Source organism: Acuticoccus sp. MNP-M23, from assembly GCF_031195445.1.
Taxonomy (GTDB): domain Bacteria; phylum Pseudomonadota; class Alphaproteobacteria; order Rhizobiales; family Amorphaceae; genus Acuticoccus.
Map to the genome: position 1 here is coordinate 3590211 of NZ_CP133480.1, position 19072 is coordinate 3609282.

The 19072-nt window shown below is 64.6% G+C and carries 15 protein-coding genes and 1 tRNA gene; 14 read left to right on the forward strand and 2 right to left on the reverse strand.

Features of this window, described 5'->3' with window-relative positions; genetic code table 11:
- Nucleotides 1–36 precede the first annotated feature (36 nt).
- Together RDV64_RS16520 and RDV64_RS16525 are read left to right on the forward strand one after the other, a co-directional pair.
- On the forward strand, nucleotides 37–2202 hold the full coding sequence (locus tag RDV64_RS16520; protein ID WP_309196036.1) for an RNA degradosome polyphosphate kinase: 2166 nt from the start codon (nucleotides 37–39) through the stop codon (nucleotides 2200–2202).
- Nucleotides 2202–3737 carry a Ppx/GppA phosphatase family protein gene (locus RDV64_RS16525; RefSeq protein WP_309196038.1) on the forward strand — a complete coding sequence of 512 codons (1536 nt, stop codon included), beginning with the start codon at nucleotides 2202–2204 and terminating at the stop codon, nucleotides 3735–3737. Before RDV64_RS16520 ends, RDV64_RS16525 begins: the two co-directional genes overlap by 1 nt.
- Nucleotides 3738–3746: 9 nt before the next feature.
- On the opposite strand, the gene RDV64_RS16530 is transcribed toward RDV64_RS16525, so the two are convergent.
- Entirely contained in the window at nucleotides 3747–5606 is a 1860-nt protein-coding gene (locus tag RDV64_RS16530; protein ID WP_309196040.1) for an ABC transporter ATP-binding protein, read from the reverse strand.
- 400 nt (nucleotides 5607–6006) lie between these two features.
- On the opposite strand from RDV64_RS16530, the gene RDV64_RS16535 reads away from it, so the two are divergent.
- The 9 genes from RDV64_RS16535 (at nucleotide 6007) to RDV64_RS16575 (ending at nucleotide 14067) form a co-directional block, all read left to right on the forward strand.
- Nucleotides 6007–7545, forward strand: coding sequence for an ABC transporter substrate-binding protein (locus tag RDV64_RS16535; RefSeq protein WP_309196042.1), 1539 nt, complete (start codon nucleotides 6007–6009; stop codon nucleotides 7543–7545).
- A 70-nt stretch (nucleotides 7546–7615) separates the two neighbouring features.
- Entirely contained in the window at nucleotides 7616–8623 is a 1008-nt protein-coding gene (locus RDV64_RS16540) for an ABC transporter permease (RefSeq protein WP_309199531.1), read from the forward strand.
- The gene (locus RDV64_RS16545; RefSeq protein ID WP_309196044.1) at nucleotides 8586–9512 is read left to right on the forward strand and encodes an ABC transporter permease; all 927 of its coding nucleotides are present in this window, start codon (nucleotides 8586–8588) and stop codon (nucleotides 9510–9512) included. The genes RDV64_RS16540 and RDV64_RS16545 overlap by 38 nt, the downstream gene beginning before the upstream one ends.
- Nucleotides 9509–10756, forward strand: coding sequence for an MFS transporter (locus tag RDV64_RS16550; protein ID WP_309196046.1), 1248 nt, complete (start codon nucleotides 9509–9511; stop codon nucleotides 10754–10756). Before RDV64_RS16545 ends, RDV64_RS16550 begins: the two co-directional genes overlap by 4 nt.
- A complete protein-coding gene (locus tag RDV64_RS16555; RefSeq protein WP_309196049.1) occupies nucleotides 10753–11511 on the forward strand; it encodes an isochorismatase family protein in 759 nt (252 codons plus the stop codon). Before RDV64_RS16550 ends, RDV64_RS16555 begins: the two co-directional genes overlap by 4 nt.
- A gap of 3 nt (nucleotides 11512–11514) precedes the next feature.
- Nucleotides 11515–12273, forward strand: a complete 759-nt coding sequence (locus RDV64_RS16560; protein WP_309196051.1) for an isochorismatase family protein — start codon at nucleotides 11515–11517, stop codon at nucleotides 12271–12273.
- Between the two features lie 25 nt (nucleotides 12274–12298).
- Complete coding sequence (locus RDV64_RS16565; protein WP_309196053.1) at nucleotides 12299–12826, forward strand: permease; 528 nt, start codon at nucleotides 12299–12301, stop codon at nucleotides 12824–12826.
- Nucleotides 12823–13344 carry a permease gene (locus tag RDV64_RS16570; protein ID WP_309196056.1) on the forward strand — a complete coding sequence of 174 codons (522 nt, stop codon included), beginning with the start codon at nucleotides 12823–12825 and terminating at the stop codon, nucleotides 13342–13344. The genes RDV64_RS16565 and RDV64_RS16570 overlap by 4 nt, the downstream gene beginning before the upstream one ends.
- A 15-nt stretch (nucleotides 13345–13359) precedes the next feature.
- Nucleotides 13360–14067: an isochorismatase family protein gene (locus RDV64_RS16575; RefSeq protein ID WP_309196058.1), complete on the forward strand. Its 708-nt coding sequence runs from the start codon at nucleotides 13360–13362 to the stop codon at nucleotides 14065–14067.
- A 60-nt stretch (nucleotides 14068–14127) separates the two neighbouring features.
- Here RDV64_RS16575 and RDV64_RS16580 read toward each other — a convergent pair.
- Nucleotides 14128–14211: transfer RNA gene (locus RDV64_RS16580), tRNA-Leu, on the reverse strand.
- A gap of 149 nt (nucleotides 14212–14360) precedes the next feature.
- Here RDV64_RS16580 and RDV64_RS16585 point away from each other — a divergent pair.
- Genes RDV64_RS16585 through RDV64_RS16595 form a run of 3 tightly spaced genes read left to right on the forward strand, consistent with a single transcriptional unit; the run spans nucleotide 14361 to nucleotide 19072 of the window.
- A complete protein-coding gene (locus tag RDV64_RS16585; RefSeq protein ID WP_309196060.1) occupies nucleotides 14361–16136 on the forward strand; it encodes an N-acetylglutaminylglutamine amidotransferase in 1776 nt (591 codons plus the stop codon).
- A gap of 9 nt (nucleotides 16137–16145) precedes the next feature.
- The gene (gene ngg, locus RDV64_RS16590; RefSeq protein WP_375143759.1) at nucleotides 16146–17933 is read left to right on the forward strand and encodes an N-acetylglutaminylglutamine synthetase; all 1788 of its coding nucleotides are present in this window, start codon (nucleotides 16146–16148) and stop codon (nucleotides 17931–17933) included.
- Nucleotides 17921–19072, forward strand: coding sequence for an osmoprotectant NAGGN system M42 family peptidase (locus RDV64_RS16595; protein ID WP_309196063.1), 1152 nt, complete (start codon nucleotides 17921–17923; stop codon nucleotides 19070–19072). The genes ngg and RDV64_RS16595 overlap by 13 nt, the downstream gene beginning before the upstream one ends.

Sequence of the window (19072 nt, forward strand, 5' to 3'; positions counted from 1 at the left end):
CGGACGACCGCCGCCGAGAGAGGGATTCTGAAGGCAATGGCCGCCGATTCCGTGAAGACCGATGCGTCCGCGCATTCGACCGAAGCGAATGAGGGGCTGCGCACCAGTCCCGAGCGTTTCATCAACCGCGAGCTTTCCTGGCTCTCCTTCAACGAACGGGTTCTGGAGGAGGCGGCGAATCCGCACCACCCGCTTCTGGAGCGGCTGCGTTTCCTCTCGATTTCCGCCAACAATCTTGATGAATTTCTGATGGTCCGCGTTGCCGGCCTGATTGCGCAGCAGCGCGCCAGGGTGGACACGCGCAGCGACGACGGGCGCGGTCCCGGCGAGCAACTGGCGCGGATCGACGAGCGTGTGAAGGGCCTTCAGGCCAAGCAGCAGGAGCAGCTTCTTGCCCTGCGTGGGGAGCTGGCGGCGGTCGGCATCGAGATTGCCGAACCCGGCACGCTGGGCGATGCCGAGCTGGACAGCCTCGAAAACACCTTCCTCAGCCAGGTGTTTCCTGTGCTGACGCCGCTTGCCATCGACCCGGCGCACCCGTTCCCGTTCATTCCCAACCTCGGCTTTTCGCTGGTGCTGCAGCTGAAGGCACCGGACGGCGAAAAGCGCATCGCGCTGGTGCGCATCCCGGCGCAGGTGCAGCGCTTCATCCGTCTTGAAGGCGGGGGACCGATTACGCGCTTCATCGCGCTTGGCAACGCCATCCGCCTGCATCTGGACCGGCTGTTCCCGGCGCATGACGTGCTGGCGACCGGCGCCTTCCGCGTGATCCGCGACAGCGACCTCGAAATCGAGGAAGAGGCGGAAGATCTCGTGCGCACCTTCGAAAGCGCGCTGAAGCGGCGGCGGCGCGGTTCGGTGGTGCGCCTCGAAATCGAGGCGTCGACGCCCGACGAGCTTCGCACCTTCGTGGCCGGCGCGCTGGGGGTCGGCGAAAGCGGGATCATGGTGATCGAGGGGACGCTGGCGCTGAAGGACCTGTCGCAACTGGTCTCGCTGGAGCGGCCGGAATTGAAGTTCGCGCCCTACACGCCGCGCTTTCCGGAGCGTGTGCTGCAGCAGGGCGGCGACTGCTTTGCGGCCATCCGCGAAAAGGACATGGTGGTCCATCACCCGTACGAATCGTTCGACGTTGTGGCCCAGTTCGTGGCACAGGCCGCCGCTGACCCCGACGTCGTCGCCATCAAGCAGACGCTCTACCGCACGTCAAACGACAGCCCCATCGTGGCGGCGCTCATTGCAGCAGCAGATGCCGGCAAGTCCGTCACCGCACTCATCGAGATCAAGGCGCGCTTCGACGAGGAGGCCAACATCAGGTGGGCGCGCGACCTGGAGCGCGCCGGGGTGCAGGTGGTCTACGGGTTCCTGGAGCTGAAGACCCACGCCAAACTGCAGATGGTGGTGCGGCGCGAAGGCGGGCAGCTTGCCACCTACGTGCACATCGGCACGGGCAACTACCACCCGATCACCGCCAAGATTTACACCGACCTGTCCTTCTTCACCGCCGACCCGGTGATCGCGCAGGACGTGGCGCGGGTGTTCAACTTCATAACCGGCTATGCCGAGCCCGCGGAGCTGAACCGGCTTGCGGTGTCGCCGCTGACGCTGCGCAAGCGGATCCTGGATCATATTGACGCGGAGATTGCGCATGTGCGGGCTGGCCGGCCCGGCGGGATCTGGATGAAGATGAACTCGCTGGTGGATGTGAAGATCATCGATGCGCTTTACGATGCGTCGAGAGCGGGCGTCGAGATCGACCTCGTGGTGCGCGGCATCTGCTGCCTGCGGCCCGGCGTGCCCGGGCTTTCGGACAATATCCGGGTCAAATCCATCGTCGGGCGGTTTCTGGAACACAGCCGCATCTTCTGCTTCGGCAACGGGGCGGCGCTGCCGTCGCGCGAGGCTGTGGTCTACATCGGTTCGGCTGATCTGATGCCGCGAAATCTCGACAGGCGGGTGGAAACTCTGGTGCCGATCGACAATGAAACTGTGCACGAGCAGATACTTGATCAGATAATGGGCGTATCGCTCAGGGATAACCAGCAAAGTTGGCTCGTGTTGCCGGATGGCGGCCATGTCAGGATAGAAGCAGGCGAGGACGATATGGTGAACGCCCACGAATACTTCATGACCAACCCGTCGCTATCGGGCCGGGGACACGTGCAGAAGAAGCGCGAGTCCAAAGCGTTTGCGTTCGATTGATGAGCGACCCGCAATGGCGTGAAGCGACCGAGATTGACGTCGGTCGGCGAATTGGCGACGGCGCTGTCGGCGTGATCGACGTCGGCTCCAACTCAATCCGGCTTGTGCTGTACGAGCGGGCCTCGCGCGCGCCGGCAGTGCTGTTCAACGAAAAGGTGCTGGCGGGGCTTGGCGCGGATCTGGCGGACGCGGGCCGATTGTCCGACGATGCCATGTCGCGCACGCTCTCTGCCATTCGCCGGTTCATGACGGTGGCGCGTTCGGCCGATGCCAACGCGCTGACCATTCTGGCAACGGCAGCGGCGCGCGTTGCGGCCAATGGCGCGGAGTTCATGGCGCAGATCGAGGCGGCTGCGGGGGTTCCGGTCCGCGTGCTCGATGGGCGGGAAGAGGCCGAGATGGCCGCCAACGGCGTCCTGTGCGGTTTCTGGCAGCCCGACGGCGTGGTGGGGGACCTTGGCGGCGGCTCGCTCGAGCTGATCGACGCCGGAGACGACAGGCTGGGCATGGGCGAGAGTTTTCCGCTCGGCACCTTGCGGCTGAAGGGCGACGCGAAGGACTCGCTTGCCAAGGGTGCCGATCTGGTGGCCAAGGAGCTGGCCGCCTCCCGCCAGCTGCCGCTGCTTGCCGGTCGCAATTTTTACGCCGTGGGCGGCACGTGGCGCTCGCTCGTTCGGCTCCACATGGCGCAGACGTCCTATCCGGTTTCGGTGATGCACCATTATTCGGTGCCGGCGGACAAGCTGGAGGCGTTCTGCGACCTCATCATCTCCGACGGGCTGGACAAGATGGATGGCACCAGCGTCGTTTCAAAGGGGCGGCGGCCGCTGGTTCCGTGGGGTGCGGTGGTGCTGCGCGAGATCATCCGGCGTGGCAAGCCGGAAGCGATCGTCGCCTCTGCGCTCGGCGTGCGCGAGGGGCTGATCTACAGCGGCCTGACCGACGAGGAGAAGACGCGCGATCCGCTGATCCTTGCCAGCGAGGAGCTGGCGATCCTGCGGGCACGCTCGCCGGCAAACTGTGCAGAGCTGATCGGTTGGACCGCAGAGCTGTTCGAGGCAGTCGGCATTCGCGAGAGCGAGGAGGAGCGGCGCCTGCGCACGGCGGCCTGTCTGATGTCCGACATCGGCTGGCGCGCCCACCCCGATTACCGGGGCGATCAGGCGATTGCGATCATCTCCAACGTTGCGCTTTACGGGATCGACCATGCGGGGCGCGGCTATCTGGCGGCAACGCTGCACGACCGCTATGGCGGGCTGGCGGATGGCGCGGCAAGGCCCCCGGCCGAGGGCCTTTGCCCCAAGCGGCTGGCGCAGCGGGCAAAATTCCTCGCTCAGGCGTTCAAGGTGGCTTACGTGCTGGCGCCCGGCGTTGCCGGGATTCTGCCGCGCACCCACGTGAAGGTGGTGGACGGTTCGCTGGTGCTCGTCCTGCCCGAAGAGCTGGATACGCTGGATGGCGAACGGCCCCGCCGGCGACTGAAGCAGCTGGCCAAGCTGGTCAACCTCGATTCCAGGATTGCTATCGGCGGTTAGGCGGCCGGATCAGGCCATCACGAAATGATCGCGGCCGACCTTCTTCATCGGCCGCTTTTCGGGGACGAAGCCGACCGGCCGCATCGGGCTTGGAATTTCCGACTGATCAAGCACCCGCTCCCGCCTCGCGGTGGGATCCGCCACGGGCACGGCTGACAGGAGCTTTTGCGTATAGGGGTGGGCGGGGTTTGCGAACACCGCCTGGCGGGGGCCGATCTCGACGATTTCGCCCAGATACATCACCGCAACGCGGTGGCTGATGCGCTCCACCACCGCCATGTCGTGTGAGATGAACAGGTAGGAGATGCCGCGTTCGGCCTGAAGATCCATCATCAGGTTCACGATCTGCGCCTGGATCGAAACGTCGAGCGCGGAGACGGCTTCGTCGGCAATGATGATCTTCGGGTTGAGCACAAGAGCGCGGGCAATGCAGATGCGCTGGCGCTGGCCGCCGGAAAACTCGTGCGGGTAGCGGCGCATGGCGTCTGCCGGCAGGCCGACGCGCTCCAGCTGCGCCGCAATCAGCGCGGTGCGCGCCGCCTTGTCGCGCGCCTCCGGCACATCGTGGACGATGAGCGGCTCGCCGACGGCATCGCCAACCGTCATGCGGGGGTTGAGCGAGGCGTAGGGGTCCTGGAACACCATCTGGATGGTGCGGCGGACCGGGAGCATCAGTTGGGTGGGGAGGTCGGTGACGTTCCGCCCGTCGATGATGATGTCGCCGCTGGTGGGGTCGTAAAGCTTCATCACCGTGCGGGCGACGGTGGACTTGCCGCATCCGGATTCGCCGACGATGGCGAGGGTTTCGCCCTCCTTCAGCGTCAGATCCACACCCTCGACGGCGTGAACGTGGCCAACGGTGCGCTTGAACATGCCGGCGCGCACGGGGAAGCGTTTGACGAGGTTGTGGACCTCCAGCACCGTGCGCCGTGCCTCATTTGTGTGCGTGGGCCGCACGCGGGCCGGCGCGGGGGGCGCCTCGTCGCCATAGGCAATCACATCGAACGGTTCGGGGTCCGCCTTGTCCGCCATGGCGCCGAGGCGGGGAATGGCTGACAGGAGGGCCTTGGTGTAGGCGTGTTGTGGCGCGGCAAAGATGGCTTCGGCCGTGCCTTCCTCCACCTTTTCGCCCTGGTACATGACCACCACGCGGTCGGCAATTTCGGCCACGACGCCCATGTCGTGGGTGATGAAGATGACCGCCATGCCGATTTCGTGGCGCAGCGTCTTAACCAGCTCCAGGATCTGCGCCTGGATGGTGACGTCGAGCGCGGTGGTGGGCTCGTCCGCGATGAGCAGCGAGGGGCGGCAGGCGAGCGCCATGGCGATCATCACGCGCTGGCGCATCCCGCCGGACAGTTCGTGCGGAAACTGGGAGAGGCGCTTCTCCGCCTCCGGCATGCGCACCAGCTTGAGCATGTCGAGGGCTATGGCGCGGGCGCGTCGTGCGTCGACACTCTGGTGCAGGCGGATGGCCTCGGTGATCTGGCGCTCGATGGTGAGCACCGGATTGAGCGATGTCATCGGCTCCTGAAAGACCATGGAGATCCGGTTGCCGCGGATCTTGCGGATGGCCGCCTCGTCCAGGGTGGCAAGGTCCATCGGGCCATTGTCGCCGGCAAGGGTGATGGCACCGCCGCGCAGTTCGCCGCCCATATAGTCGACCAACCGCAGGATGGAGCGGGCGGTGACCGACTTGCCGGACCCCGATTCGCCCACCACGGCCACCATTTCGCCTCGGCTGACGCTGAAGGAAACATTGCGCACCGCCGTCACATCCCCGTCGATGGTGGGGAAGACGGTGGTGAGGTCGTTGATGTCGAGCAGGGGGGCGTCGGCGATCTCGTCAGGACGCGGGGCTACATTCATGGAACTTCCCTGTGCAGAGCCAGCGGGCATCCATCCGCGTCGCAATCATTGTGCCAACAGTGCTGCAAAGTAGCGATCAGGCATGATTTATCAGGGAAGACGCGCGGTATAAGCCCTTCTTATGAAGTCGTTTCATAGTTTTTATCAATCGCATTCGACGTTGTGACAGGCGCGAATAAGATGCTGATTTTTGAGGAATATTTGGATCAAGGCCGCCATCGAGCGGCTGGCGCGGCGAAATCTGTGGCACTGCGGTTGCAATGACCGGTCTGATCTTGCCGGCTGGCATGGCTCCGGGGTGAGCCACGGCGTGAAAGCGACACTCAGGGTGTGCCGGGCGGCAATTGTCTCAGGCTGATGCGGCGCTTTTGCGGCCGCGAAAACCGAGGGAGTGCGCAAAATGCACCTTGCATCGTCCACGAAGCAGACGCGGCGGTGGGTGGCTGCCCTGACGCTTGGAGGGTTGGCGGCCATGGCCGCAACGCCGGACGCGAAGGCTCAGACCCGCGTTACCGTCGCCGTCACCGAGACCATCGCCAGCCACAATCCGCACGCCGACAGCGTATCGCTGATGTATGCGGCCTGGTGCCAGGTCTACGGGTGCCTGTTCCACTACGACTTCGACACCGCATCGCATTATTCGATCGCGCTGAAGGACTGGGGGCTGAAGGACGATTCCAATCCGCTGGTGTGGTCCTTCACCCTGAAGGACGACCTCATGTTCCAGAACGGGACGCCGGTGACCACGGCCGACATCCTCCATTCGGTCGATCGCATCCGCAACGATCCGCAAACCCGTCAGAGCCACAACGCCCGCTACATCGAGGACATTGTGGCGGTGGATGACCGCACCTTCGAGATCACCACCACCGAGCCGGTGGCGACGCTGCCCTTCTACCTTGCCAATTTCATCATCTCTTCGAAGGACGTGTTCGACGAGTTCGGGCGGGAGGCTGCGGACCGCGAGCATCCGGTCGGCTTCGGGCCCTACAAGCTGAAGGAGCTTGTGGTCGACAACTACATGGTCATCGAGAAGGTGCCGGGGAACGAACTCGTCAGCGAGGACAACCCGGACGAGATCATCTTCAAGATCATGAAAGAGCCCGAGCAGCGGGTGACGGCGCTCCTGAACGGCGAAGTGCAGATCGCGCAGTTCATTCCGCCGCAGCTGGTGCCGCGGATCGAGCAGGCGCCGAACGCCGATGTGGCATGGGTGGACAGCGTGGAGCTGATGTTCCTGGCGATGAACCCCGAGTTCAAGCCGTGGGATGACAAGAGGGTGCGCCAGGCGGTGGCCTATGCCATCAACCGGCCGGCCATTGTGAAAGCCATTCTGCAAGGCCAGGCCAGCGTGCTCGACGGACCCGTGGGGCCGGGGCAGGTGGGGTACGATCCCGACAACAAGATGGGCTACGAATACGACCCCGAAAAGGCGAAGGCGCTGCTGGCCGAAGCCGGATACGCCGATGGCGTGGAGATCGAGTACCAGACCCCGGTCGCCCGCTACATTGCTGACAAGCAAGTCTCCGAAGCGCTGGTGCCGATGCTGGAAGCGGTCGGCTTCAAGGTGAACTTCAAGACGCCGGAATGGGGCACCTTGTGGTCCAACGTGCAGAAGGGCGGCGTGCCGTTCTACTACATGGGCCGGGGCAGCGTGGTGGACCCGTCCGCCGCCCTCTCGCAATATTTCGAGACCGGGGCGTCGCCGCGGATCGGCTTCTCCAGCGAGAAGGTCGACACACTCCTCAAGCAGGAGCGCCAGACCTTCGACCCCGAGGCGCGCATGGAGGTCCTGGGTGAAGCCATGGCGGCGATCACCGAGGAAGCGCCGGCCCACTTCATGTGGCGCCACCAGATGGCCTGGGGGATCTCCAAGGCAATCGCGTACGAGCCGCTGCCGGATGCTTCAATCTTCGGCTGGGAAATTCACATGAAATGACGTTCGGGCCGGGGGCGGCACACGCCCCCGGCCACCATCTTGTGACCTCCAATGAGCGAAGGCGGACGTGATGGTCGGCTATATCCTGCGCCGCGCTGTTGGCACGATCCCCGTGATCCTGCTGATTTCCATGCTGGTGTTCATGCTGCTGCAGGCAGCACCCGGCGACCCGGCGGACATTCTGATCAACGATGAGGCGACGGCAGCCGATGTCGCCGAGGCGCGGGCCCGGTGGGGCCTCGATCAGCCTGTCATCGTCCAGTACGGCAATTTTCTGGCGTCCGCGCTGACGCTCGATTTCGGCGAAAGCTTTCGCTACGCGATGCCGGTGACGGACCTCATCAAGGAGCGCTTTCCGGCCACGCTGGAGCTGGCGTTCTTTGCCACCGTCTTTGCGCTGCTGATTGGCGTGCCGCTGGGGCTGGCGGCGGGCGCGCGGCCCAATTCGTGGATCGACAACCTGGGTTCCTTGGGCGGCTTCTTCGGCATCTCGATGCCGAATTTCTGGCTCGCCATCATGCTGATCCTGCTGGTTTCGGGAGAACTCAACCTGCTCCCGTCATCGGGCCGGCACACCTGGGGCATCGAGGTGGAGCCGATCACCGGCTTTCGCGTCTTCGACAGCCTCATTCAGGGGCAGTTTGCGGCGGCGTGGGATGCGTTTCTCTACGTGATCATGCCGGCCTTCGTTCTGGGCATCAACATGACCGGGATTTTGATGCGCATCACCCGCTCGTCGATCCTGGAAGTGATGAGCGAGGACTACATCATGACGGCGCGGGCCAAGGGCCTGTCGGGGAGCACCATCCTTTGGCGGCACGCGCTGCGCAACGCGATGGTGACCGTCATCACCATCGTCGGCTTGGAGTTCGGCGCGCTCCTGTCGGGCTCGATCATTGTGGAGACGGTGTTCTCCTGGCCCGGCATCGGCCAGCTGCTGCTCTCCGGCCTCGGCGCACGGGACTACCCGCTGATCACCGGCGTGGTGCTCGTCTACACCACGCTTTTCATTGTCGTGAACCTTGTTGTGGATCTTCTTTATGCCCTCACCGACCCGCGCATCCAGCTTGCCCGCTGACGCCGTCATCGCGCGCACCGGTGCGCGGTTTGCGGCCATTCACAAGGCGCTGCGTCCCTGGCTGACCATGAAGGTGATCGTGGCCGGCGTGATCCTGGCCTTCTTTGTGGTGGCCGCGCTGTTTGCGCCCTTCGTGGTGCCGTTCGACCCCAACGGCCAGGACCTGATGGCAGCGCTGACGCCGCCGCAATATTTTACCGGGCCGCATTTTCTGGGCACCGACCATGTCGGCCGCGACATTCTCAGCCGCGTGATCTACGGCGCGCGAATCTCGCTGCTGATCGCGCTGGTGGTGGTGGTTGTGTCGGGGCTGGTCGGCATGGCGCTGGGGCTGATCTCCGGCTATTTCGGCGGCTGGATCGACTTCGGCATCCAGAAATTCCTCGAAGTGTTCTGGGCCTTTCCGCCGCTGCTTCTGGCCATCGCCATTCTGGCGTTTCTGGGGCAGGGGCTGGGGGTTCTGATCCTGGCGCTGGCGATCCAGCGGTGGATCCCCTACTGCCGCGTTGCCCGCGCCAACACCATGAGCGTGAAGGAACGGGACTTCATCCATGCCGCCCGCGCCATTGGCGCCAGCCGCAAGCGGATCATCCTGAGGCACGTCCTGCCCAACATCGTGCAGGCGGCGCTGGTGATCGGCACGTTTGCGATGGCGACCTCGATCATTGCTGAGGCGGCGCTGTCGTTCCTCGGTCTCGGCGTGCCGCCTTCGATCCCGACATGGGGTTCGATGCTGGCGGACGGGCGGACCTATATTTCCACATCGTGGTGGATGGCGCTGTTTCCGGGCCTCGCGATCTTCCTGACGGTCCTGTCGATCAACATGCTGGGCGACGCGCTGCGCGACAATCTCGACCCGCGGCTGAAACGCTCGGGACAAAACACGTGACACCACCGGCCCTGGGCGCTGCTGCACCCGTGCCGCGGTCCTACCGCGCAACCTTTCAGGCCGCGCCCGGCCTGCCGCTGATCATGGCAACGGTTGCCGCGCACATGATGATGTTCGGCATGCTGACGCCGGTGATGGCGATCTATGCCTCCGACTTTGGCGTGGCGGAGTGGGCGATCGGGCTGATGATCACCGTCTTTGCCGCAGGGAGGCTGCTCGCCGACATTCCGGCAGGCCATGCCTCACAGCGCTTCGGCTTGTCCACCATGCTGTGGCTGGGGCCGGCGATAGCGGGATCGGCCTCTCTGCTCGGCGCGTTTGCGGTGAGCTACGAGATGCTGCTGGCCGGCCGCGCGCTGCAGGGCGTCGGCTCCGGCATCTACATGACGGCGGCCACCGTCTACTGCGCGTCGGTGGGAGACCGGCATGTGCGCGGGCGGATCATGGCGCTGTTTCAGGGCGCGCTTCTGGCCGGGGCGGCGATGGGGCCGGTAACGGGCGGGATCGTGGCGGATCTCTTCGGCCTCAGCGGCCCGTTTCTGGCGAGTGCGGCTGTGGGCGGGGTCACCGCAATCCTGGTCGCCGTCACCATCCATCCGCCGGAGATCGGCAAGAAGGGCGGGCACCACGGACCTTCGGGCAAGCTGTTGGCGCTCTTGCTGATTGCGCCGTTTGCCTGCGTCCTCCTCATCAACTTCGGCATCTTCATGACGCGGACTGCAGGGCAGTGGCAGATGATCCCGCTTCTGGCCACCGAGCGGTTCGCGATGAGCCCCGGCGACATCGGGCTGGCGATCACCGTCTCGGCGCTCGCCAATCTGGCGGTGCTCCCCATTGCCGGCACCATAGTCGACACGCTGCCGCGGCCGCTCGTGATCGTCCTGTCGACGCTCGCTGCGGCAGCTTCGGTTGCGGTGATCGCGCTGTCGGGCTCGGAACTGGCGTTCTGGCTGGCGATGGCGGCGATGGGGGTCTCCACCGGTCTCGGCGGCCCTGCCGTGGCCGCTTTTGCCGTGGACGTGGCGCCGGAAGAGATGATCGGGCCCGCCATGGGCGTGATGCGCTTTGCCGGCGACTTCGGCTACCTGCTCGGCCCGCTATCCCTCGGAGCGCTGGTCGACCTTGCGCTGGTGACCCATGCCGGCGCGCTCCTGGTGAATGCGGTGCTGCTGGCCGTGTTCGCCGTCGTCTTTTCAATCTTCGTGGCCATCAGGCCCGCCAAACCCGCAGGAGGTTCCTCATGAGCGAACGTATCTGGGACAAGTTTCTGACCGAGCGTGACAAGGAGGTCTTTGCGGCCGCCGGTTATGGTGCGCTGGGGGCCTGGGGTGAGCGCCCCGCGCTTCTCGTCATCGACATTAACTATGCATTTTGCGGCGAGGAACCCGAACCGATCGTCGAGAGCATCAAGAAGTGGCGCAACTCCTGCGGCGAGGACGCCTGGGAGGCGATGCCGGTGGTGGAGGGCCTGATCGAGACCTGCCGCGGCAAGGGGATTCCGGTGATCTACACCACCGGCATCCGCCGCCCGGACAACTGGGATGGCGGCTCTTGGCTGTGGAAGAACAACCGCGGCAAGGAAGCGCCCAAGGTTGCCACGGACGGCCGCGACGGCAACGCCATTGTGGACGAGATTGCGCCCGGCCCGCGCGATCTGGTGGTGACGAAGCAGAAGCCGTCGGGCTTTTTCGGCACGCCGCTGCAAAGCTATCTGCAGCTTCTGGGTTGCGACAGCGTGATTGTGGTGGGGACCACCACGTCGGGCTGTGTCCGCGCCACGGTGCTGGATGCGTTCTCGCAGAATTTCCGCGTGACGGTGGTGGAGGACGGCTGCTTCGACCGCTCGCAGGCCAGCCACGCCATCAACCTTTGCGACATGAACGCCAAGTACGCCAACGTCCTGCCATCGGAGGAGGTGCAGAAATATCTCGCGACGCTGTCGCAGGGGATGTTCGACCTGCCGTCGGGTGCCGGGATGTCCAAGATGGCGGCGGAATAGAACATGGCGCGCGTTTGGGACGAATTTCTGACGCCGCGGGACCGTGAGGTCTTCGCCAAGAGCGGGTTCGGTGCGCTGGGCGGGTTTGGCGAGCGGCCGGCGCTGCTGGTGATCGACGTGAACTATGCGTTCTGCGGCGAGGAGCCGGAGCCGATCCTGGAGAGCATCAAGCAATGGCCCAACTCGTGCGGGGAGGACGCCTACAAGGCGCTTCCCGTGCTCCAGCAGCTGATTGCCGCGTGCCGCACCAAGGGCGTGCCGGTGATCTATACCACCGGCGTCGTCCGTCCGGACGGCTGGGACATTGCAAGCTGGGGCTGGAAGAACAACCGAACGGACGAATCGGTTTCCAGCGCCGGCGTCAAGCCAACCAACCGGGACGGCAATGCGATCATGGACGAGATTGCGCCGGCGCCAGAGGACATTGTGGTTCTGAAGCAGAAGCCTTCGGGCTTCTTCGGCACGCCGCTGCAAAGCTATCTGCAGCTTCTGGGCTGCGACAGCGTGCTGGCGACAGGCACCACCACGTCGGGCTGTGTGCGGGCGACGGTGATTGATGCGTTCTCGATGAATTACCGGGTGGCGGTGGTAGAGGACGGGTGTTTCGACCGTTCGGAGGCCAGCCATGCGATCAACCTATGCGACATGAACGCCAAGTACGCAGACGTTCTGCCAAGCCCGGACGTGCTCGCCTATATCGACAACCTGCCGGACGGGTTGTTTGCGGCGACCGCGCCCAAGTCTCCGGCCGCCGCCGGATGAGCCAACAATTGCTGCGGGGCATGTGATGTCCCGCGTCAATCTTGTGTTTCTGGCGTTGGCGGTCGCTTCGGGGGCCGCCTGCTTCTGGTACGGGGGCGGGGATGCGGTGGTGGCCGCGCTCGCCGATGGGGGGGAACTCCTCCTGATGATCCTGCCGCAGCTGGGTGCGGGACTGCTGATTGGCGGGCTCGTGCAGCAGCTTGTGAGCCGCGAGCGGACGGCGGCACTCCTTGGCGCCCAGTCGGGCTTCAAGGGTCTGATGGTGGCCGCTGGCGCGGGCATGGTCACGCCCGGCGGGCCGTTCACGTCGTTTCCGCTGGTTTATGCGCTGTGGACGTCGGGCGCCGATGCCGGAGCGCTGATCAGCTACATCGTGGCCTGGGCGCTGATCGGCATCCACCGGCTCCTGATCTGGGAACTGCCGTTCATGGGGGCGGAGTTTTCCGCGCTGCGCTTTGCGGTGAGCCTGCCGCTGCCGATCCTTGCCGGGCTTTCGGCGCGCTGGCTGGTGGCCCACACCGCGCTGCGGCTGAAGGAGCCTCCTTCGGCATGATCGCAATTTCACTGACCATGTGGGCGTTTGTCTGCCTGCTCGCGATGATCGTCTACCAGCGCAAGGGCGGGGAGGGCGTGGCGGCGGCCGGTGGCTTTGCGCTCAAGCAGGGCAAGGCGTTGGCGATCCGCTTGCCGCTGGCACTGCTGGTGGCCTCCTTTCTCAGTCAGGTGGTGCCGACGGCCGCCATCGCGACGATCCTCGGCCGAGACTCCGGTCTGGCGGGGATTGTTCTGGCGTCGCTGCTGGGGGGCATCCTGCCGGGGGGGCCAATGGCGTCCTTCCCGCTTGCCCTCTTCATCTGGGACGCGGGGGCGGGGACCGGACAGATGGTGGCTCTTCTTGCCGGCTGGTCCGTTTTCGCAATGCACCGTGTGCTGGCCTACGAGGCGCCCGTGATGGGGTGGCGCTTTGTGGCGCTGCGCATGGCGTCGAGCTTCTTCCTGCCGCCGCTGGCCGGACTACTCGCTGCTCTCATCGTTCGAGAGTTTTCCCTGAGCGCAACGCTCGGACATTGAACCATGGAGACTGCCATGAGTGCCTTTGAAGATCATGCGTGGAAAGACATCGCACCCGACGATCTGTTGCAGATCTATGCGCCCTACGAGCGGGAGACGTTCATCGGTCCTGCCCCTGCGCTCCTGTGCATCGACCTGTACAACATCGTCTACAAGGGCGGGGCAAAGCCGCCGGTTGAGATCCAGGACGAGTTTCCGAACACCTGCGGGATGTATGCGCACGCGGCCATCGAGCCGACGCTGACACTGATTGCGGCGGCACGCCGGGCCGGATTGCCGGTGTTCTGGTGCACGCAGGACCGGCGCCCGATGAACCGGCCGATGGGGGTCGGCTCCACCAAGCGGAAGAATGCCGGCTTCAAGGACGAGGATTTCGGCATCTACGAGGCGTTCGAGCCGCAGCCCGAGGACGTGATGATCACCAAGCAGCGGGCCAGCATCTTTCAGGGCACACCGATTGTGTCGCACCTCAACTTCCTGGGGGTGAAGAGCCTGATTGTGTGTGGCGAGAGCACCAGCGGCTGCGTGCGCGCCAGTTGCGTCGACGCCTACTCCAACGGCTTCCACGTCACCCTTGCCGAAGAGGCGACGTTCGACCGGCACGAGTTGATCCACAAGGTGAACCTCTTCGACCTTCACCACAAATACGTCGACGTGATGCACGTCCCGGAAATTGTCGACGTGCTGGACGGCGGAACACAGCAGGCCGCAGCAGCGGAATAATTCAGCCTGCCGCCCGAACCGTTGCCGTGAAGGGGGCGCGATCTGCCTCCATCCGGGGTGTGGTACGGGCGGCGGGACTCGAACCCGCACGGCTTCCGCCTCCGGATTTTAAGTCCGGTATGTCTACCATTCCATCACGCCCGCCGGGCCTTTCGGGCACCGTTGGCGTTTGGTAGCGCGCGCGGGGCCTGGCGGCAATCGTGCATGGGCCGGGCGCAACACGCTGGGCGTCCGGCACTTTCAATGAACGCTCCAGTCGCATATCAACCGATGAAACGGGAGTGTTGTTCAGCATGTGCGGAATTTGCGGCGAGATACGGTTCGACGATCAGACAGCTTCTGTGCCGGCGGTCGCGAAGATGGCGGACGCGATGGCGCCCCGCGGGCCCGACGGGGCTGGCATTCTGGCGCGCGACCGGGTCGCGTTCGGTCACCGCCGCCTGACCATCATCGACCTTTCGGTGCGATCCTCACAGCCGATGACAGACCCTGACCTTGGCCTGTCCATCGTCTTCAACGGCTGCATCTACAACTACCCGCAGTTGCGCAAGATGCTGCAAGAGAAGGGCTATCGGTTCTTCTCGTCGGGCGATACCGAGGTGATCCTGAAGGCATATCATGCCTTCGGCCCCGACTGCGTGAAGCACTTCCACGGCATGTTTGCCTTTGTCATCCACGAGCGGGACACGGGCCGTGTCGTGATGGCGCGCGACCGTTTCGGCATCAAGCCGCTTTATATTGCAGAGGCCGGCAAACGGCTGCGCTTTGCCTCATCGTTGCAGGCGTTGCTGGCGGCGGGCGACGTGGATACCTCGATCGATCCGGTCGCGCTCAACCATTATATGAGCTTTCACGCCGTGGTGCCGCCGCCCCGCACGATCGTCAACGGCATCCGCAAGCTGCCGCCGGCAACCGTGCGCGTAATCGACCAGGATGGCAGCAGCCGCGAAGAGATCTACTGGGACATCGACTACGCGCGCACGGCCGATGACGAGAAGACCTCCGCCGACGAATGGCGCGACCGGGTGCTGGAAGCACTGCGCATTGCGGTGGACCGGCGCATGGTGGCTGACGTTCCGGTGGGCGTGCTGCTTTCCGGCGGTGTGGATTCCTCGGTGATTGTCGCGCTTCTGGCGCAGGCCGGGCAGAAGGATCTGAAAACCTTCTCCATCGGGTTTGAAGATGCCCATGGGGAAGTGGGCAACGAGTACCAATATTCCGACCTGATTGCCGATCACTTCAAGACGGACCATCACAAGATCTTCATTCCGTCATCCGAGATGATTGAATCGATGCCTGCGACGGTGGCGGCGATGCCGGAGCCGATGGTGTCCTACGACAATGTCGGCTTCTTTCTGCTGTCACGCGAGGTGGCCAAGCAGATCAAGGTCGTCCAGTCGGGGCAGGGGGCGGACGAGGTCTTTGGCGGCTATCACTGGTATCCGCCGATGGCGTCTGCAAACGATCCGCTGGCAGCCTACTCGGGCGCCTTCTTCGACCGCCCGCACACGCGGATGCTCGAAGAGGTGGCGCCGGCCTACCAGGCCGATCACGACGCGGCGCGGGCTTTTGTGGAAGCGCACTTTGCCAAGGCCGGGGCGGATGATCCCGTGGACAAGGCGCTGCGCCTCGACAGCACGGTGATGCTGGTGGATGACCCGGTGAAGCGCGTGGATGCGATGACCATGGCGTGGGGGCTTGAGGCGCGCGTGCCGTTCCTGGACCATGAGCTTTGCGAGCTGGCGGCGCGAATTCCACCCCGGCACAAGCTTGCACAGGGCGGGAAGGGCGTGCTGAAGGATGTGGCGCGGCTTCTGGTGCCGAACGAGGTGATCGACCGCAAGAAGGGCTACTTCCCGGTTCCGGCGCTAAAGTATATTTCGGGGCCGGTTCTGGATATGGTTCAGGATGTGCTGGGATCCGAGGCGGCAAGGTCGCGCGGGCTGTTCCAGCAGGGCTATCTCGACAAGCTGTTTGCCGATCCGCCGGCACACATCACACCGCTTCGCGGATCGGAACTTTGGCAAGTTGCGTTGCTTGAGATGTGGCTGCAGACGCACGAAGTCTGAGGGGCACCGATGAACAAGAGTTCACATGCGCTTGCCGACAGGCTTCGGCGCAACAGGGAGCGATCCTGGGCGATGGAGAATCCTGGCGCCGGCACGGGCGCGACCAACGTGGGGCTGGACTGCGGCTGGGGTACGCTGCATTTCGCCAACACCTATCCGAGCCCCGAGGCGCTTGCAGAAGCGATGCGCCGCGAGGGGCCCGGCCGCCGGGACATCGCTTTTTATGTGTCCGAGCCGCATGTGATGCTGTCTGCAGCGCCGCTGGAGATGTTTCTCGACCCCAGCCATGCGTTCCGGCTGGACCTGTCGACGTACACCCCCGCGCGAAAGGCCCGTCAGGGCTTTACGGTGCGCCGGCTGACCAACCTTGAAGATGCCGAGGCGCTGAACAAGATCTACGCTTCGCGCGGGATGGTGCCCGTGCGGCCGGACTTTTTCTGGCGCAAGCGTGACTCTAGGGCGTTCACGTATCTTGTGGCCGAGGATGACAAAACGGGGACGATCATCGGTACCGTCACGGGCATCGACCATGCGCGCGCCTTCGGCGATCCGCACCACGGCAGCTCGTTGTGGTGTCTCGCCGTGGATCCGCAAACGCGCCACTCCGGTGTGGGTGAAGCGCTGGTGCGCCGCCTTGCCGAGGTGCTGATGGCGCGCGGCGTGGCATCGCTCGACCTTTCGGTCCTGCACGACAACGACCTTGCGATCCAGCTCTACGAGAAGCTCGGCTTCCGGCGTGAGCAGATCTATACGCTGAAGCGCAAGAACCCCATCAACGAACGGCTTTTCGCCGGCCCGGTGGTGGAAACCGATCTCAACCCGTACGCCCTCATCATCGTGAACGAGGCGCGGCGACGCGGCATCGACATCGAGCTGATCGACGCGGCCAACGGTTATTTCAGGCTGACTTACGGCGGCCGCTCCATCCGCTGCCGGGAATCGCTCTCCGAGCTGACCAGCGCCGTCGCCATGTCGATCTGCGACGACAAGGCGGTCTCGCGCAATGTGGTCGACGCGGCGGGTGTGGCGGTGCCCGATGAGGTCGAAGCGGCGAACGCCGACGATATCCGCGCCATGCTGGAACGCCACAGCCAGGTGGTGGTGAAGCCGGCGCGCGGCGAGCAGGGGCGCGGCATTTCGGTCGGGCTGACGGCCGAGGACGATCTGGACGCCGCCTTCCGCCATGCCCGCGAGGTATGCGAGCGTGTGCTGGTGGAAGAGTTCGTCGAAGGGGACGACCTGCGCCTGGTGGTGATTGACCACCGGCTGGTGGCAGCAGCGGTGCGCAAGGCTGCGCGCGTCTATGGCGACGGCAAGTCGACCGCGCGCGAGCTGATCGAGAAGCAGAGCCGCCGCCGGGCTTCGGCAACGGGGGGCGAATCCTCCATTCCCATGGACGGGGAGACCGAGCGATGCCTGCGCGCCGAGGGCCTCACCTATGACAGTGTCGTGGAGGATGGCCGCGAGGTGCCGGTGCGCCGCACCGCGAACCTTCACACCGGCGGCACGATCCACGATGTGACCGACCATGTGCATCCAACGCTGGTCGAAGCAGCGGTGCGCGTTTCGCGATCCATTGATATTCCTGTGGTCGGCGTCGATTTGATGGTGCCTTCCCATCGCACCGGCGCGTACCATTTCATTGAGGCAAACGAGCGTCCGGGGCTTGCCAACCACGAGCCGCAACCGACGGCGGAACGCTTCATCGACCTTCTTTTCCCGCTTTCCGTGCCGCATGCTGCGCGGCAGGCAGCCCGCAAGAAACCCAACGATTCCGAGGCCCCGTGTCCCGCCTGACGATCGACACCGTTTATCTGAAGGACACGTTGGCCGAGCTTTTGTCCATCGCGTCGCCAACGGGTTATACCGACACCATCGTCCGCGCCGCAGCGGCCGAACTGCGGCGCCTCGGCGTCGAGATCGAGATCACGCGGCGCGGTGCGATCCGGGCGCGCATCCCGGGCGCGACCCCTCTGGGCGCGCGGGCGCTGATTGCCCATCTCGACACCATCGGTGCCCAGGTGAAGATGCTGAAGGGCAACGGGCGGCTGGAACTGGTGCCGGTGGGCACCTGGTCGGCCCGCTTTGCCGAGGGCGCACGCGCCACGGTGTTCACCGACAGTGGCGCATACCGGGGCACGATCCTGCCGCTGAAGGCGAGCGGCCACGTCTTCAATGACGAGATCGATAATCAGCCGGTGGGGTGGAACAACGTCGAGCTGCGCGTGGATGCGCCGGTGTTCAACGAGGGCGACCTGACCAAGCATGGCTTCGCCATCGGCGATCTGGTGGCAATCGACCCGCAGCCGGAGTTCATGGACAACGACTTCATCGTCTCGCGCCATCTGGACGACAAGGCAGGCGTTGCGATCCTGTTTGCGACCATGGAAGCGCTGATCCGCTCCAAGGCGGAACTGCCGGTGGATCTGGTGGTGATCTTCTCCATTGCCGAAGAGGTCGGCATTGGCGGCGCGTCCGTTCTGACCGACGACATTGCCTCGCTGGTGGCCATTGACAACGGCACCAGCGCGCCGGGGCAGGCAAGCTCCGAGTTCGGCGTGACGGTGGCGATGGCCGACCAGTCCGGCCCGTTCGATTTTCATCTCACGCACAAGCTTGTGAAGTTGTGCGAGGTCAACGAGATCCGCTATCAGAAGGATGTGTTCCGGTACTATCGTTCAGATAGCGCTGCGGCGCTTCAGGCGGGGTTCGATGTTCGCACCGCGCTGGTGACGTTTGGTGTGGATGCCTCCCATGGCTATGAGCGGATCCACATGCATGCGTTGCGCTCGATTTCGGAGCTGTTGACGGCGTTCGCGCTGAGCCCCGTGGAGATTACAAGAGACCGGGAGCAGATCGGTTCGATCGCCGGCTTCCCCTCACAGCCGATGGAGGATGCCGACGTGTTTCCGCCTCCCGAGAAACCGCCGGTCTGA

Coding starts and splice junctions, on each gene's coding strand:
- RDV64_RS16520 (WP_309196036.1), top strand. CDS start 37: ATGGCCGCCGATTCCGTGAAGACCGATGCGTCCGCGCATTCGACCGAA.
- RDV64_RS16525 (WP_309196038.1), top strand. CDS start 2,202: ATGAGCGACCCGCAATGGCGTGAAGCGACCGAGATTGACGTCGGTCGG.
- RDV64_RS16530 (WP_309196040.1), bottom strand. CDS start 5,606: ATGAATGTAGCCCCGCGTCCTGACGAGATCGCCGACGCCCCCCTGCTC.
- RDV64_RS16535 (WP_309196042.1), top strand. CDS start 6,007: ATGCACCTTGCATCGTCCACGAAGCAGACGCGGCGGTGGGTGGCTGCC.
- RDV64_RS16540 (WP_309199531.1), top strand. CDS start 7,616: ATGGTCGGCTATATCCTGCGCCGCGCTGTTGGCACGATCCCCGTGATC.
- RDV64_RS16545 (WP_309196044.1), top strand. CDS start 8,586: ATGCCCTCACCGACCCGCGCATCCAGCTTGCCCGCTGACGCCGTCATC.
- RDV64_RS16555 (WP_309196049.1), top strand. CDS start 10,753: ATGAGCGAACGTATCTGGGACAAGTTTCTGACCGAGCGTGACAAGGAG.
- RDV64_RS16560 (WP_309196051.1), top strand. CDS start 11,515: ATGGCGCGCGTTTGGGACGAATTTCTGACGCCGCGGGACCGTGAGGTC.
- RDV64_RS16565 (WP_309196053.1), top strand. CDS start 12,299: ATGTCCCGCGTCAATCTTGTGTTTCTGGCGTTGGCGGTCGCTTCGGGG.
- RDV64_RS16570 (WP_309196056.1), top strand. CDS start 12,823: ATGATCGCAATTTCACTGACCATGTGGGCGTTTGTCTGCCTGCTCGCG.
- RDV64_RS16575 (WP_309196058.1), top strand. CDS start 13,360: ATGAGTGCCTTTGAAGATCATGCGTGGAAAGACATCGCACCCGACGAT.
- RDV64_RS16585 (WP_309196060.1), top strand. CDS start 14,361: ATGTGCGGAATTTGCGGCGAGATACGGTTCGACGATCAGACAGCTTCT.
- ngg (WP_375143759.1), top strand. CDS start 16,146: ATGAACAAGAGTTCACATGCGCTTGCCGACAGGCTTCGGCGCAACAGG.